Source organism: Chitinophaga niastensis (assembly GCF_003014755.1).
Taxonomy (GTDB): domain Bacteria; phylum Bacteroidota; class Bacteroidia; order Chitinophagales; family Chitinophagaceae; genus Chitinophaga; species Chitinophaga niastensis.
Window position 1 is genome coordinate 539,825 of the sequence record NZ_PYAW01000002.1, and the last position, 16,140, is coordinate 555,964.

A 16,140-nucleotide genomic window follows, 5' to 3' on the forward strand; every position below is an offset into this window, starting at 1 on the left:
TATGGGAAGATTAATATTATCTCCCCGGTTATCTCCTTACTAATCCGTAATTCGCAATTCGTAATTCGTAATTGAATTTATATGGATCATCTTTTTGTAGCCATCTATAATTTTTTTGAGAGACATAAAGTCTGGCTTTGGTGCTGCACTATTGCCAGTTTTTTGTTGGTGGGGTTTTTTGCTGCGCAGATAAAGCTGGAAGAAGATATCACCAAAATATTACCGCAGGATAAAAAACTGGATAAGCTGCAGCAGGTATTCCAGGATTCCAAATTTGCGGATAAGCTCATTATCACTATCTCCCAAAAAGATTCGCTGCAAGCCGCTGAGCCGGACAGCCTCACTGCATATGCTGCAGAACTGGCCAGCAAAGCGGGTGCACAATTATCTCCCTATATCAAACAAATCCAGGCCCAGGCAGATGATGCCATGGTGATGGGATTAATGCAGGTGATCCAACAACACCTCCCTGTTTTCCTGGAAGAAAAAGATTATAAAAAGATTGATAGTTTATTGACAGATGAACAATTACAGAAATCACTGCAATATGACTATAATACGCTGATATCACCGGCAGGACTGGTATTGAAGAAGATGATCCAGGCAGATCCTGTGGGTATTTCCTGGATTGGTGTGAAAAAACTGCAACACCTGCAGTACGATGATCAGTTTGAATTGTACGATAGTTATGTGATAACGAAAGATCATCGGAATGTGATGATCTTTATTACACCAGCTAATCCGCCGGGTGCTACAAAAATTAATACCAAATTCCTCGCAGGATTGGATCAGATAAAAGATAGTCTGGATAAGCGTTTCCCCGGCGTACAGGCATCTTACTTTGGCGGCACTGCGGTATCTGTTGGTAACGCTACACAATTAAGACAGGATACTTTTTTAACACAGGGCATTACTGTTGTATTACTGATAGTACTGATCGGTTTATTTTTCAGGAAAAAAAGATCACCGGTACTGGTGATGCTGCCGGTTGTTTTTGGTGGCCTGTTCTCACTGGCATGGATATACGTACTGAAGGGACATATATCTGTAATGGCCATGGGCGCGGGTGCTGTAGTGTTAGGTATTGCAGTAAATTATTCCCTGCATGTATTTAATCATTACCGCCACTCACACGATATACGTGAAGTGATCAGCGATCTGGCTACACCCATGACATTGGGCAGTTTTACCACCATAGGTGGTTTCCTGTGTTTGCAGTTTGTGCATTCGCCCATGTTGCACGATGTGGGCCTGTTTGCAGCACTGAGTCTTGTTGGTGCGGCGCTGTTTTCCCTGGTATTTTTACCACATTGGATGGTGATAGGCCACAGGCCACATACGATGGCTGCACACGATGAAAACTGGCTGGATAAGCTATCCGCCTACAAACCAGAGAATAACAAATACCTCGTAGGGGCGCTGTTTCTGCTTACTATCGTATTCTTCTATACTGCGGGCAATGTAACTTTTGAGAGTGATATGATGCGCATGAATTACATGACACCTAAATTGAAGGCCGCAGAAACACATCTCAATAAAATAAATTCCTACATCGCGCAATCTGTTTATGTAGTAACAGATGGCAATGACCTGGAATCCGCACTGGAGCATGGAGAGCGACTGATGCCGGTGATTCAGCAGTTGCAGGATAAAGGCATTGTAAAAAAGTATGCCGGCGTACAGGCGTTACTGTTATCCAACAAAGAACAGCAGGCACGCATAGATCGCTGGAGTCATTACTGGACTGCCGGTAAAAAACAACAGTTACTTACTTACCTGCGCTTACATGGCTCTGCCGTGGGTTTCAGCGCTTCTGCATTTAATTCTTTTGAGCAGTTGTTAACGAAAGATTATCAACAACTATCGCCGGATGCCTTGCAGGTATTGCGTAACGGCAACCTTGGCGATTTTATTATTCAAAAGAACGGGACTACTTCATTGGTCACCCTCCTGAAAGTAGATCCTGCGCATAAACAAGCCGTATACGATGCGCTGGAAACACAGCCCAATACTACAGTGCTGGACAAACAATATGCGGCTAACCGGTTAGTAGAAGTCATCAAAGATGAGTTTAACAGTATCGCCTGGATGACCTCACTATTGGTGTTCTTTGCCCTGTTGCTGTCCTATGGCCGTATTGAGCTGGCACTCATTACCTTTATTCCGATGGCGGTGAGCTGGGTGTGGATACTGGGTATTATGGGCATGTTCGGTATTAAGTTCAATATTGTAAATATTATCCTCTCTACTTTCATTTTTGGATTGGGAGATGATTACAGCATATTTATGATGGACGGGCTGTTGCAGGAATATAAGACAGGTAAGAAAACATTGTCATCTTTCAAATCATCTATCTTCCTGTCTGCTATTACCACCATTATCGGATTGGGTGTATTGATCTTTGCAGAGCATCCATCACTGAAATCTATTGCACTGATCTCTATTATTGGTATTGGTACAGTGGTGTTGATTTCGCAGGTAATGATTCCATTCCTGTTTAACCTGCTGATCACTAACCGTGTTGCGAAAGGCTTTGCACCGTGGACTTTCAAAGGATGGACACTCTCCGTATTTTCCTTTTTGTATTTCACGATTGGTTGCCTGGTGCTGACAGCTATTGGTACGCTACTGATCCGCTGGAACCCTTTCAATAAAGAGAAAGGTAAATTGTTATACCATCGTATTCTTTCCAGTTATACCCATAGCGTATTGTACATCATGCGCAATGTGAAAAAACGTATCATTAATCCGGATAACGAGCAACTGCAAAAGCCGGCTGTGATTATCAGTAATCACCAGTCGTTTTTGGATATCCTTGTATCTACCATGTCGCATCCAAAGGTGATACTGCTCACAAACCAGTGGGTGTGGCGCTCACCGGTATTTGGCGCAGTGGTACGTTTGGCCGACTATTATCCTGTAGCTGATGGGGCAGAAGGAGCCATTGAGAAATTGCGCGCGCGTGTAGAAGAAGGGTATTCCATAGTGGTATATCCGGAAGGTACCCGCTCTAAAGACCTTCAGATAGGGCGTTTCCATAAAGGTGCTTTTTATATTGCAGAACAACTGGGACTGGATATTTTACCGATGGTGATTCACGGTACCGCCTATACGATGAGTAAAGGTGATTTTCTGTTGAAAGACGGCACCGTTACTGTAAAGTATTTGCCGCGTATTACGCCCGGCGATACAGCATGGGGAGATAATTACAGCACCCGTACAAAAACAATCAGCCGGTATTTCAAACGGAATTATGCGTTGCTGAGAGAAGAAACGGAAGTGCCGAAGTATTTCAGGGAGCAGCTAAAATATAATTTTATTTATAAAGGCCCGGTGCTGGAATGGTATATGCGCGTGAAAACGCAAATGGAAAACAATTACCAGTTGTTCCATGAGCTGTTACCCAAAACAGGAAATATCCTGGATATTGGCTGTGGCTATGGGTTTATGGACTATATGCTCAGTTATGCTGCACCTGACCGGTTTATCACAGGTATTGATTATGATGAAGAGAAGATAGCTACTGCCAACAATTGTTACAACAAACCGGAGCAACTGCAGTTTATTCATGGAGATATCACTGCTACCCCTTTCGAAAAATACGATGCCTTTATTTTAAGTGATATGTTGCATTACCTGCCGGCAAATGAGCAGGAATTACTGCTGCAGCAATGTATTGAAAGACTCACTCCCGAAGGCGTTATCATTATACGTGACGGAGATGCTGATATGGCCAAAAGACACGACCATACAAAGTTCACAGAGTTTTTGTCTACCAGGGTACTTGGGTTTAATAAAATGAAGAACAAAAAATTATCGTTCTTCTCAGCTGCACATGTGCGTGATTTGGTTAACAAGTATGGTGCTGTGGCCGAGGAAATCGATAATACCCGGTACACATCAAATGTGATATTTGTGATTAAAAAATCTCCGCAGGAAAATTATGCACAAATATGATGTGATCATAATGGGCAGCGGCCTTGGCGGCCTGGTATGCGGGGCTATCCTTAGTCAGAACGGGTACCGTGTACGCATATACGAAAAAAACCGTCAGATAGGAGGATGCCTGCAAACTTATTCCCGCGAAAAAGTCATCTTCGATTCCGGTGTGCATTACATCGGAGGATTAGCAGAAGGGGAGAATCTCTATAAAGTATTTAATTACCTCGGCATATTTGATAAACTCAGGCTGAAACGTATGGATATGGACGGTTTCGACCATATCAATTTTAGTGGAGAAGATAAAGTGTACAGGATAGCACAGGGGGAAGATAACTTTATTCGTACGCTGCTGGCAGATTTCCCCGATGAAAAAGATGCACTGTATGCTTATTGTAATAAAATTAATGAGGTATCCGGTAAGTTCCCGCTATACAATTTGCGCGTAGGCGATTATGAAGAGAAACGCAATGTACTGAATATTAATACCGCAGATTTTTTACGCAGCATTACCAACAACGAACGGCTGCAAAACGTACTGGCAGGCAATAACCTGCTGTATGCGGGTGTAGCGGAGAAAACGCCATTTTACGTACATGCGTTGGTGTTAAACAGCTATATGAAAAGCGCCTGGAAATGTGTGGATGGCGGTTCTCAGATTGGTAAACTGTTGTGGCGTAAGATCAGGGAAAACGGAGGCACTATCATTCGTAATACCCCTGTAACAAGTATCCAGGGCGTTGGTGACAGGGTAGATCATATTGTGTTGCAGGATGGCACCAAAGTACAGGGAGATTATTTTATCTCTAACCTGCATCCTGCACAAACAATGGCCATCACGCGCAGTGATACGCTGCGGAGTGCTTATCGAAATCGTGTACAGGGCCTGGAGAATGCTACCGGCGCGTTTGTGCTGAATGTGGTATTGAAACCAGGTACGTTCAAATATCTTAATCATAATTATTATTATCATGCTACGGATAATGCATGGGCTGGTATTGATTACCAGGCAGCCGAATGGCCGCAAACCTATGCCATGTATGTATCTGCCAGTTCCCGGCATGAAACCTATGCGGATAGTTTATCTGTGATGACCTACATGCGGTATGAAGAAATGCAGCCCTGGCAGCATACTTTTAATACTGTATTGCAGCCGGATAGCCGGGGTACAGACTACGAAGCGTTTAAAAATCAGAAGGCAGAGCGACTGATAGATTGTGTAGCACAACAGTTTCCTGATTTCCGGAACTGTATTCAATCTTATTATGTTGCCACTCCACTATCATACCGCGATTACATGGGTACTGGTGACGGCAGCATGTACGGGATTCAAAAAGATAGCGCAGATCCGCTAAGGACCATGATTTCGGCCCGCACCAAACTATCCAATTTGTATCTTACAGGGCAAAACCTGAACTTGCATGGAATTTTAGGAGTAACTATCAGCAGTGTGATCACGTCCGCAGAGTTGCTGGGCATGGACTTTCTGGTGGAAGCAATTAATCAGTCAATACATAAATAACAGTGGAAAAAAAGAAACGAAGCGGCTGGAGAAAATTTGGACGCATACTCATATGGATTTTTGGTAGTTTTTTACTGCTTTTCATCGCACTGGCCATATACCTGGTATCTGTAAGTCACATGACACCGCCTGTAGTTGCCAGCAACCAGGCTTTACAGCTGCAACGGCATCAGCTGGACAGCACCAGCTACACATTGGGCAACAACTGGTTTCGTAAGAGTAACAGTGGCCTTTATGAAATGTATGTAGAAGGTGCACCTTTTGAAAGAGGTGTGATTAATGGCAAATTATCCGGAGAGCTGATCCGCCGCCAGGAAGATGTTTTTGTAGCACAGTTCAGCAAGATGGTACCATCTACTTTTTACCTGCATTTTCTGAAATATTTTATCGGCTGGTTTAATCGTGATCTGAGTGATCATGTGCCGGAAGAGTTTAAAGAAGAGATTTATGGGGAGTCATTTTCTGCCTCTACCCAATATGATTATATCGGCACTAACTATGCACGTCTTATGAACTATCATGCGGCCCATGATATTGGTCATGCGCTGCAGGGTATGATGCTGGTGGGTTGTACGTCGTTTGGCACCTGGAATGATCAGTCTGCCGACAGTAATCTTATCATTGGCCGTAACTTCGACTTTTACATGGGCGATGCATTTGCGGAAGATAAAATGGTGGTGTTTTACCGCCCTGAGAAAGGTCACAACTTTATGTTTGTCACCTGGGGAGGCTTTACTGGCGTGGTATCCGGTATGAATGATAAAGGTTTAACAGTTACCATCAATGCTGCTAAAACCAGTGTGCCTACCGCTGCGGCTACTCCTGTATCGTTAGTGGCCAGGGAGATTTTACAGTATGCAAAAAATATTCCTGAAGCCTGGGCTATCGCTAAGAAACGGAAGATGTTTGTATCAGAATCATTTCTTGTAGGCTCTGCAGAAGATAATAAAGCGGTGATTATTGAAAAAACACCGGAAGGCATGGATATTTATAGTCCTTCGCAGAACTTTATTACCTGCACCAATCACTTCCAGGGCGATACCTTAGGTAACCTGGTTTCCAATAAATTACAGATCAAAGAAAGTGCTTCTGAATACCGCTATGAGCGCCTCACAGAATTGATGAAAGAAAATGGCCCGAATACTGTACAGAAAACCGTGAACATCCTGCGTGATCGTCGCGGTTTGCATGATGCCAATATTGGTATGGGTAATGAAAAAGCCATTAACCAATTAATTGCGCATCACGCTATTGTATTTGAACCTAAGAAAAAAATGGTGTGGGTATCCACTGCACCGTGGCAGCTGGGGCAGTTTGTGGCGTATGATCTGAATAAGATCTTCAGCATGCACGGACTGACAACAGATCATGAAGTGTATGACAGCGCACAAAATATTGCAGCAGATAGTTTTCTGTTATCAAAAGATTACATTGCTTTTAATAGGTACCGTCAGCTGAGAGATGAAGTTAACAGTGGAGAAACCGTTAATGTGAAGGCTTTGATCGCTGCTAATCCAGCATATTATCACGCTTATGTGCTGGCAGGTGATTATGAATTCGGACACAAAAATTTTGCACAAGCAAAGCAATATTATGAAATTGGTTTAACGAAAGTGATTGCTACCAAAGGAGAGGAGAATCATATCCGCAAACAACTGAAACAATGTATTGCTAAGCTGAAAGGATAAACCTAAAATCTGATAGCTATGATTATTGGTATAGGTACAGATATCGTAGATGTAGCACGCATTGCAGCTAAAATGGGTAAGGGAGAAGGTTTCCGTAACCTGGTGTTTACACCGTTTGAAATTATCTATTGTGAAAAACAAGCGGTGCCGTCGGAAAGTTATGCTGCCCGTTTTGCTGCCAAGGAAGCGTTGCTGAAAGCATTTGGTACCGGCTGGGGCAATGGCGGCGTAAATTTTGATGAAATTGAAATCCGCAACGACGCAGCGGGGAAGCCGGAATTGTTTTTAATTGGCAACGCAGCTGATAGGTATGAAGCACTGGGAATAAAAAAAATTTGGGTGTCATTGTCGCACGAAAAAAGTGCAGCAGTAGCCATGGTGATTATAGAAGGATAAATTTACTAATGGAAATTACGAATTACGAATGGCGAATTACGGAGTTGTGGGAAGATCAGCATTATCTCCCCGTTTATCTCCTCACTAATTCGTAATTCGCCATTCGTAATTCGTAATTCTCAAAAATATGTACATACCGGATATTGAACTACAGTCCAAAGCAGCCATCAAAGCCTTTCAGGAAAAGGAAGTGATGCGTTTGTTAGGTTATCTGCGTGAGTTTTCACCATTCTATAAAGCATGGTTTAAAAAGCATGATATACAGGCAGATAATGTTCAATCGCTGGAAGCGTTTTCGCTTATCCCACCGGTTACCAAAGAAGATTTGCAGGAACACAACTGGGAATTTTTATGTGTAGATAAAAGCAAAATAGCGGAGTATACTACTACTTCCGGTACTTTAGGCAAACCTGTGATTGTTGCCCTTACAGAAAAAGATCTCCAACGATTAACTTATAACGAATACATTTCTTTCTGTTGTGCAGATGGATCTGACAGTGATATTTATCAGCTGATGCTCACCCTGGATCGTCAGTTTATGGCGGGTATGGCGTATTATAACGGTATCCGTAAACTCGGTGCCGGCGTACTGCGCGTAGGTCCGGGTGTACCCAGCATGCAATGGGAAAACATACAGCGCATCCGGCCCACTACTATTGTTGGTGTACCATCATTTATTGTGAAGCTGATTGCTTTTGCAAAAGAGCATAACATCGATATCAACAATACTTCGGTGAAAAAAGCCGTGTGCATCGGTGAAAATATCCGTAACACGGATTTTTCATTGAATGTATTAGGTAAGAAGATCACCGAGCAATGGGATATAAAACTGTATTCTACCTACGCCTCTACAGAAATGCAGACGGCATTTACAGAATGTAAGGCAGGTAACGGCGGTCATCATCATCCCGAATTATTATATGTAGAACTGCTGGATGAAAATAATCGCCCGGTAGCACCAGGACAGGAGGGAGAGGTAACCATTACCACACTGGGCGTAGAAGGTATGCCCCTGCTACGTTATAAAACCGGTGATATTTGTCAGTATCAACAGGACGTATGCAGCTGCGGCAGACATACGCTTCGGTTATCTCCCGTAATAGGCCGTAAAAAACAGATGATCAAATACAAGGGTACCACCTTGTATCCACCTGCATTATTTGATTTGTTGAATGATATGGAAGATGTGAGAGAATTTGTGGTAGAAGTATTTTCCAATGAACTCGGCACCGATGAAATCCTGCTACATCTTTGGCCCCGTGAGGAATCCGAGGAAATGGATCGCAAAATAAAATCATACCTGCAAGCTAAGTTACGTGTGATTCCTCAAGTGCATTATTGCGGGCAACAGGAGATTATGCGGATGCAGTTTCCTGAGAATAGCCGGAAGCCGGTGAAGTTTTTGGATAACAGGAGTTAAGTTTAAATTATTGATTTTTGAATTTATTTTGATGGGGATATTTATAACTAAATTCCGGGGAAGTACTTATGTTAGTGCTTGAAGATTCTCTGAAATACGGAACTAAATATTAAACATGTTGGAGTATAAATTCCGCATCAATCTTCAATCTTCTGTAAATTTTCCTTAAAAAATCTACGTCCGGCTCCCGTTTACCATTCAATATTTGCGAAAATTTTGCCTCACCTATATCCAGCATTATTGCCATCTCTTTTTGTTTGAGCTTCATTTCAAACATTTTTAATTCTATCATGCCAGAAAGTGTGGTCGGCTTGGGTAATGGATAGCGTGCATCTTCAAAACGCTCTGCAGCAACAGAGAGGTGTTGAAGTTCTTTCAATTCTTTTGCACTAAGATTAGCTTCACCTTTTTTCATTAGAAGATGTATACGTTGCATAGCGGCAGTATACTCTTTCTCAGTTGAGATGAGTGGGTTCATTGACGTTTTCATTTTTCCAAGTATCTATCTATATGCACACATCACCCATGTGCAGATTGGGCCCTTCTTTTAAAGGTTGTCTGGGTTTACCTTATCATACTCTTTATGCGTGCCTACGAATCTGATAAATACAGTTCGAACACGAAAAACTATCCTTGCTATTAATCTATATTTATTTCCTCCGATATCAAAAACATATAATCCATTGCCTATATAGTCCACGGTATTAAAGCTTTCCTTTACATCCGAAAAATTCGACCAATCGGCTAACTTACTGATATAAAACCAGTATAATAAAGGGTCAACAGCATCTGGATGTTTTGAGGAAAACTCATTAATTGCAGTTTTCGAAATGATCACCATGACATGAGTTTACTATTCAAAAGTAGAAATTAAATTTCATTTTATGAAATTTAATTTCAAAATATGAAATGGTAAATTTGCCTTATAGCGCATTGAAATGTCAAGTTTTTTGTACCAAATACTTGACATCTAAATTACGCTTAAACCATTAAAACTCCACCACACATTCAGCTTTCGGGTTATCCAGCTTAGTACTCTTTCTTTCCCCATTCACCATCACGTGAATCATATTCGTTTGCGTGGGATGTTGTGCATACAGAATATCATTTTTTACCTGTATTTTCTTTGGCGTGGGTACATTCTCCGCTTCGAGAAAACTCCAAACGGCATCTTCTTCAATTTTATACCCGATGAAATGGAGCGGAATATTTTTGCCATCTGCAGCTATAGCGAGGTGCTGTGACAGGTAGGCAGCAATGTAACCTTCTACCTGCTTACGGTTGGCGGGGTGGGTAATATCGAAAGAGGTTTTATTTTGGGCTTTGAGTGTATTCTCCAGGTCATCGGCAAAAATGCGACAACTCACCTCCAGTTCTTTTTTACCGGCATTATGTGTTATTTCTGTTACGCTCGCATAGAAGGGGTGCAGTGCCGTAAGCCATACCGTCATCCACCATTTACATAATAATAAACCCACTTGACAAAATTTTTTTAAAAATTAACTTTAAGTTTCTATAATTACCAAAATTAGATAAAAGTAGGGCAATGGATGAGTTGTATTTTCAGCTGGGTTGGCAACATATTGTGAATTGGGATGCATATGATCATATTCTTTTCGTAATAGCCCTGAGTGCCATCTACCTACTGCGTGACTGGAAAAAAGTGTTGGTATTGGTGACTGCGTTTACGATTGGCCATTCTATCACCTTAGCATTGAGTGTATTACATATTATCCGTATACCGAGTGCACTGGTAGAATTCCTGATACCCGTGACTATCTGTGTTACAGCTATTTCTAATATTGTGAGAAGAGAAGATGAGCCGCAAAACCTGCAGCTTAATTATTTTTATGCCTTGTTTTTTGGATTGATCCATGGCCTTGGTTTCTCCAATTATCTGAAAAGTTTGCTGGGGAGTCAGGCCAACATCGTCAAACCACTCCTGGGATTCAATTTAGGGCTGGAATTCGGGCAGATCATGATCGTAATGGTAGTGTTGCTCATTTCCGGTGCTATCGTGAATATTACCAGGGTAAAACGCCGTGATTGGAATATGTTCCTGTCGTCGGCTGCATTTGGAATTGCTTTTTTAATGGTTATTCAGGGCGTGAAGGCGCTGTTTTAATTGAATACTTCAATATGAATTACGAATTACGAATTGCGAATTACGGTTATAAGCGAAGATCTCTTTGATCCGTAATTCGCAATTCGTAATTCTCTTAAATCTGTTTATGAGAAAAAACCTTTACCTGCTTGGGATCGTGTGCACCAGCGCATTGGCGCTGCATGCGCAAAATAATCCCGGCTCCAACCATGGCAACCGCTTTGAGCAACTGGGCACAATGCTGCAATCACCTAACATGTACCGCTCCGCTTCGGGCGCGCCAGGACCAAAATACTGGCAACAGCGCGCCGACTACGAAATAGCAGCGGAACTGGATGATGCGAAACAAAAACTCACCGGTGCTGAAACCATCACTTATTTCAACAATTCTCCGGACCCACTGACCTATCTGTGGCTACAGCTGGATGAAAATGAACACGATGCTAAAAGTGATAACCAAAACTTTAATGGCAGCAAGATGTCGGATAAAATGACGATGTCTATGCTCAATGGCATCATCAAAACCGATAAGGACCTGGGCGTAAAGATTGTAAAGCTCACAGATGCTGATGGCAGAGCATTGCCTTATACTATCAACCAGACCATGCTGCGCATAGATCTGCCTAAAGCCCTGATGCCGGGAGAAAAATACCGCTTCAAGGTTGACTGGTGGTATAACATTTCTAATCGTATGACGGTGGGTGGCCGCGGTGGGTATGAATATTTTCCGGAAGATCAGAACTACCTGTATACCATTACACAATGGTATCCCCGCCTGGCGGTATATTCCGATTTCCAGGGCTGGCAAAATAAACAGTTCACCGGTAGTGGCGAGTTTGCACTCACATTTGGCAATTTTCGTGTACACATGACCGTGCCTGCAGACCATGTGGTAGGCGGTACCGGCGAGTGCCAGAATTACAGGGAAATGTTGTCTCCCGCGCAGTACCAGCGCTGGCAACAGGCACAAACCAGCAAAGAACCAGTGGAGGTAGTAACCCTGGACGAAGCGAAGAAAGCCATGCAAAACAAAGTGGCCAAAACCAAAACATGGGTGTTTGAAGCCCAGAATGTACGCGACTTCGCCTGGGTATCATCCCGCCGCCTGGTATGGGATGCACTGGCTACTAATGTAGAAGGGAACAAGGTAATGGCCATGTCTTATTATGGTCCGGAAGCTTATCCGCTCTATCGCCGGTATTCTTCTAAAGTAGTGGCGCACACCGTGAAATCATATTCTAAGCATACCATCCCGTATCCTTATCCGGTAGCTATTTCCGTAGAAGCAGCCAATGGTATGGAATACCCGATGATTTGTTTCAATTACGGCCGTGCAGATAAAGACGGTACCTATTCAGAGGCTACCAAAAATGGTATGATCGGCGTAATTACCCACGAGGTAGGTCACAATTTCTTCCCGATGATCGTGAATTCCGATGAGCGTCAGTGGACCTGGATGGATGAAGGCCTGAATACTTTTTGTCAGTTTATGGCTGAACAGGAGTGGGACAGCAACTTCCCGTCGGGACGTGGCCCTGCACACAAGATCGTGGATTACATGAAAATGCCTAAGGATCAGCTGGAGCCTATCATGACCAACTCCGAGAACATTGTTCAGTTTGGTCCGAATGCTTACGCTAAGCCAGCTACAGCACTGAATATTCTGCGGGAAACAGTAATGGGTCGCGACCTGTTTGATTTTGCTTTCCGTGAATATGCACGCCGTTGGGCTTTTAAACACCCTACCCCTGCTGATTTCTTCCGCACCATGGAAGACGCTTCTGCTGTAGACCTGGATTGGTACTGGCGCGGATGGTTCTTCGGAACAGAACCGGTTGATATTGCTATCGACAGTGTGAAGTGGTACAGAATGGATGCAAAAGATCCGAATGAATCTGCAAAGGCCGCCAAGGCAGTGTATGATAAAAACATGGATCATGTAGCCAGACAAAAAAACAAAGCGGCAGGTATTAAATATGCTGTAGATCAGGATACAAGTTTGCAGGATTTCTACAGCAAATGGAACCGTTTTGAAGTAACCCAGGATGATAAAGCAGCATACGATCAGCTCCGCAACGGGTTATCTCCGGAAGAGAAAATTATGTATGATAGCAAGAAAAATTTCTACGAAATAACTTTCTCTAATAAAGGAGGCTTGGTAATGCCATTGATCATTGAATGGACATTTACAGATGGCACCAAAGAAACGGATCGTATCTCTTCTTATATCTGGCGTAAAAATGAAAACCAGGTGACTAAAGTATTTGCGAAAGACAAAGCAGTAGCAGCTGTAAAGCTGGATCCATTGCGTGAAACAGCAGATATTGATGAAAGCAATAACAGCTGGCCACGTGAGGCAGCTCCGTCTAAATTTGAGTTATTTAAAGCAACGGTAGCACCCCGTGGTGCATCCACCGGTGATAACCCTATGAGGAAAGCGCAAACAAAATAAAACGTCTTTTATATATTTATGGCGGCTATCATTTAGTATGATAGCCGCTTTTTTTATCTTTAAAACTAAAACGATGAAACTAACTGCGCCTCTCCTGTTATTGATTTTTTTTATACAATCTGCCAGGGCAGCGGATGTGGATACTATCAATATTCCCAGTGGCAGCATGCATCGTAGCTACAAATGTGTGGTTGTTACTCCTTCCGCTTACAAAAGTGGCACGCAACGTTTTCCGGTGGTATACCTGCTGCACGGCCACGGTGGTAACTATGCCAACTGGATCACCAAAGTACCGGTATTAAGAGAGCTGGCAGATGCTTACCAATGTATGATTGTATGCCCTGATGGCGGCTTCTCCAGCTGGTACATTGATAGCCCGGTGGACAGTACCATGCGTTTTGAAACATACGTAGGCAAGGAGATACCAGCCTATATTGATCAGCATTATCAAACGTTACCGGAACCGCGTTATCGCGCTATTACGGGCAATAGTATGGGCGGGCACGGGGCTTTATACCTGGCTATCCGTCACCCGGAAGTGTTTGGTGTTGCCGGTAGTATGAGCGGAGGAGTGGATATTCGTCCTTTTCCCAAAAACTGGGATATTGCAAAACGTTTGGGAGAAGCAGGTTTGCAGGGTGCTAACTGGAACGACTATACGGTTATTAACCAGGTGGATAAATTAAAACCCGGTACTTTAGCACTGATCATTGATTGTGGCGTAAAAGATTTTTTTATGGATGTTAACCGCGATCTGCATAAAAAATTATTACTCGCCGGCATTGATCATGATTATACGGAGCGTCCCGGCGAACATAACTGGGGCTACTGGGGTAATGCGATAAAATACCAGTTGTTATACTTTCATCAGTTTTTTCAATAGTCTCCAAAAAAAGAGCCGGTCTTAAACAGGACCGGCTTTTTTTTATGCTAAATGTGTCTCAATGTGACTATGAAAAATCCTATTTGTTGTTCTTAAGAGAGGCCATCGATAAGAATACTGACGGCCTTAACATGTTAAATGTGACCTATGTTGATTGTTAAGCGAAATATTATTTATCCCACCAAACGCGGGTAGTAAAGGTGTTGACGCCCTGATCGGCAATTGCTTTCTCGTAGCTTGCACCATTAGCACTTGCTTCTGTTGTAGGATACAACATCCTTCTTGGGATCTGACCTCCGTTATTGTCGCCAGGATATACTACAGGCTTTAGTTTCGGGAAATCAGTTCTTCTCCAGTTGCTCCATGCTTCATACCAGTCCAGGAAGCAGGCAGCCCAGTATTGTGTATTGATTTGCTCTAAAGCGGTAGCAGGCGCATAAGGATGTGCAGTAAGATAAGTAGCAACATCAGCATCACTTACAACAGCACTTTTATCATACTGCGCCAGTTGTTTCATAGCGCCGCTTACACCGTTTGCATAGTGTGTGCCGGCACTAGCACCTACATTCCATCCTTTTTGTGCAGCTTCTGCCAGGAGCAGTTCTGTTTGTGGATAAGTAACCAGGAAGGTAGGACCATCTGTTTTCAACCATATATTTTTCTGGATAGTAGAATAGTTGGTGATGGCGCCAGGGAAACCTGGTGCAGTTTTGATATCATTCGCTGCATTGTTTTCATCATAACCATTCGGCATACCGATCTGTTTTGAAGGAGTTTTATCTCCTGTAGAACTGATCTGTGCGAGATACTGGAGCCTTGGGTCATTATTGGACTGCAGGAAATCCACCATTGTTTTACCGAGGTAAACGTTGCCTTTTCCTACAGCATCCCATTCGCCGCTGAGGATATTACTGTTTCTGTTGATGGTATTTCTGCCACCGGAAGGATCACCAATGATGTAAGCATTATCATCGTTGGAAGCAAATGTACCACCGGCTGCTCCTTTCTCTACCCATGTCTGTGCATCTTTGGCAGATACTTTAGAGAGTCTCATGCCTAAACGTACCATTAAAGAGTAGGCAAGTTTTTTCCAGGAATTCACAGCATCAGTACCACCACGATAGACCAGGTCGCTGGCGCCAATCTGGTCCTTGGTGTTATCCAGTGCTTTGGCTGCTTCATCCAGTTCTTTCAGCATGTCTGCATAGATCACCTGTTGCTGATCATAAGCAGGAGTGGAACTAACACCTGTACCTGCTTCAAAATAAGGCACAGCACCATACAGATCTGTGAGACGCTGATAGATGAGCACACGGGCAATTCTGCCTACCTGGTAAAGGTTAGCATAATTAGGTTTGCCCTTTGTGTTATCCAGCATGTTGTCGATATACTTAATCTGGTTGCCGTAAGCCATTGTAAAATAGCTGCTGGCGAAACCATTATTGGCGCTGTATTTATCGCCGGAATACCAGCCCACAGTGGATGCCAGCTGCTGCGTCATCAAACTGCAATAGATAATGTTTACGCGCCAGGTTTCGAAGCTGAAGTCATGGTTGCCGGTATATTCCAGTTCTGCACGTGTCAGGTTGTAGATGGGAATATTGTTTTCCGGGCTAACCTTGTTGGTGTCCTTATTCAGTTCCGGGAAATTTTTTGTACAGGAGGTGAGCAGAGATGCTGCAGGAACCGCCAGTAGCATGATATATCTGGATATTGATTTCATGTTTCTTTATTTT

Annotated in this window: 12 protein-coding genes; 8 read left to right on the forward strand and 4 right to left on the reverse strand. The window is 43.1% G+C overall.

The window, feature by feature from the left end; genetic code table 11:
* Positions 1-81: 81 nt before the first annotated feature.
* The 5 genes from CLV51_RS10850 (at position 82) to flxY (ending at position 8,965) form a co-directional block, all read left to right on the forward strand.
* Positions 82-3,957 (forward strand): trifunctional MMPL family transporter/lysophospholipid acyltransferase/class I SAM-dependent methyltransferase, encoded by a 3,876-nt coding sequence (locus CLV51_RS10850; RefSeq protein ID WP_106528053.1) that lies wholly within the window; start codon positions 82-84, stop codon positions 3,955-3,957.
* A complete protein-coding gene (locus tag CLV51_RS10855) occupies positions 3,944-5,461 on the forward strand; it encodes a phytoene desaturase family protein (RefSeq protein WP_106528054.1) in 1,518 nt (505 codons plus the stop codon). The genes CLV51_RS10850 and CLV51_RS10855 overlap by 14 nt, the downstream gene beginning before the upstream one ends.
* Before the next feature lie 2 nt (positions 5,462-5,463).
* The gene (locus tag CLV51_RS10860; RefSeq protein WP_245898679.1) at positions 5,464-7,149 is read left to right on the forward strand and encodes a C45 family autoproteolytic acyltransferase/hydrolase; all 1,686 of its coding nucleotides are present in this window, start codon (positions 5,464-5,466) and stop codon (positions 7,147-7,149) included.
* 18 nt (positions 7,150-7,167) lie between these two features.
* Positions 7,168-7,545, forward strand: coding sequence for a holo-ACP synthase (locus CLV51_RS10865; RefSeq protein WP_106528056.1), 378 nt, complete (start codon positions 7,168-7,170; stop codon positions 7,543-7,545).
* 127 nt (positions 7,546-7,672) lie between these two features.
* Positions 7,673-8,965: a flexirubin biosynthesis putative acyl-CoA ligase FlxY gene (gene flxY, locus CLV51_RS10870; RefSeq protein WP_106528057.1), complete on the forward strand. Its 1,293-nt coding sequence runs from the start codon at positions 7,673-7,675 to the stop codon at positions 8,963-8,965.
* Between the two features lie 109 nt (positions 8,966-9,074).
* Here the strand turns inward: flxY and CLV51_RS10875 are convergent, their stop codons facing one another.
* The 3 genes from CLV51_RS10875 to CLV51_RS10885 all read right to left on the reverse strand — a co-directional run bounded on the left by CLV51_RS10875 (position 9,075) and on the right by CLV51_RS10885 (position 10,443).
* The gene (locus CLV51_RS10875) at positions 9,075-9,443 is read right to left on the reverse strand and encodes a helix-turn-helix domain-containing protein (RefSeq protein ID WP_158266974.1); all 369 of its coding nucleotides are present in this window, start codon (positions 9,441-9,443) and stop codon (positions 9,075-9,077) included.
* A gap of 69 nt (positions 9,444-9,512) precedes the next feature.
* The gene (locus CLV51_RS10880) at positions 9,513-9,806 is read right to left on the reverse strand and encodes a type II toxin-antitoxin system HigB family toxin (RefSeq protein ID WP_106528059.1); all 294 of its coding nucleotides are present in this window, start codon (positions 9,804-9,806) and stop codon (positions 9,513-9,515) included.
* Between the two features lie 148 nt (positions 9,807-9,954).
* Positions 9,955-10,443 (reverse strand): DUF6702 family protein, encoded by a 489-nt coding sequence (locus CLV51_RS10885; RefSeq protein ID WP_106528060.1) that lies wholly within the window; start codon positions 10,441-10,443, stop codon positions 9,955-9,957.
* 68 nt (positions 10,444-10,511) lie between these two features.
* Between CLV51_RS10885 and CLV51_RS10890 the strand changes: the two genes are divergently transcribed.
* From CLV51_RS10890 to CLV51_RS10900, 3 genes are all read left to right on the forward strand, one after another.
* The gene (locus tag CLV51_RS10890) at positions 10,512-11,090 is read left to right on the forward strand and encodes a HupE/UreJ family protein (protein WP_106528061.1); all 579 of its coding nucleotides are present in this window, start codon (positions 10,512-10,514) and stop codon (positions 11,088-11,090) included.
* A gap of 106 nt (positions 11,091-11,196) precedes the next feature.
* Complete coding sequence (locus tag CLV51_RS10895; protein ID WP_106528062.1) at positions 11,197-13,521, forward strand: M1 family metallopeptidase; 2,325 nt, start codon at positions 11,197-11,199, stop codon at positions 13,519-13,521.
* A 73-nt stretch (positions 13,522-13,594) separates the two neighbouring features.
* Positions 13,595-14,404 carry an alpha/beta hydrolase gene (locus CLV51_RS10900; protein ID WP_106528799.1) on the forward strand — a complete coding sequence of 270 codons (810 nt, stop codon included), beginning with the start codon at positions 13,595-13,597 and terminating at the stop codon, positions 14,402-14,404.
* A gap of 169 nt (positions 14,405-14,573) precedes the next feature.
* Here CLV51_RS10900 and CLV51_RS10905 read toward each other — a convergent pair whose 3' ends face one another.
* Positions 14,574-16,127: a SusD/RagB family nutrient-binding outer membrane lipoprotein gene (locus tag CLV51_RS10905; protein WP_106528063.1), complete on the reverse strand. Its 1,554-nt coding sequence runs from the start codon at positions 16,125-16,127 to the stop codon at positions 14,574-14,576.
* Between the last annotated feature and the right edge of the window lie 13 nt (positions 16,128-16,140).

Coding starts and splice junctions, on each gene's coding strand:
- CLV51_RS10850 (WP_106528053.1), top strand. CDS start 82: ATGGATCATCTTTTTGTAGCCATCTATAATTTTTTTGAGAGACATAAA.
- CLV51_RS10880 (WP_106528059.1), bottom strand. CDS start 9,806: ATGGTGATCATTTCGAAAACTGCAATTAATGAGTTTTCCTCAAAACAT.
- CLV51_RS10895 (WP_106528062.1), top strand. CDS start 11,197: ATGAGAAAAAACCTTTACCTGCTTGGGATCGTGTGCACCAGCGCATTG.
- CLV51_RS10875 (WP_158266974.1), bottom strand. CDS start 9,443: ATGAACCCACTCATCTCAACTGAGAAAGAGTATACTGCCGCTATGCAA.
- CLV51_RS10905 (WP_106528063.1), bottom strand. CDS start 16,127: ATGAAATCAATATCCAGATATATCATGCTACTGGCGGTTCCTGCAGCA.
- CLV51_RS10900 (WP_106528799.1), top strand. CDS start 13,595: ATGAAACTAACTGCGCCTCTCCTGTTATTGATTTTTTTTATACAATCT.
- CLV51_RS10855 (WP_106528054.1), top strand. CDS start 3,944: ATGCACAAATATGATGTGATCATAATGGGCAGCGGCCTTGGCGGCCTG.
- flxY (WP_106528057.1), top strand. CDS start 7,673: ATGTACATACCGGATATTGAACTACAGTCCAAAGCAGCCATCAAAGCC.
- CLV51_RS10890 (WP_106528061.1), top strand. CDS start 10,512: ATGGATGAGTTGTATTTTCAGCTGGGTTGGCAACATATTGTGAATTGG.
- CLV51_RS10865 (WP_106528056.1), top strand. CDS start 7,168: ATGATTATTGGTATAGGTACAGATATCGTAGATGTAGCACGCATTGCA.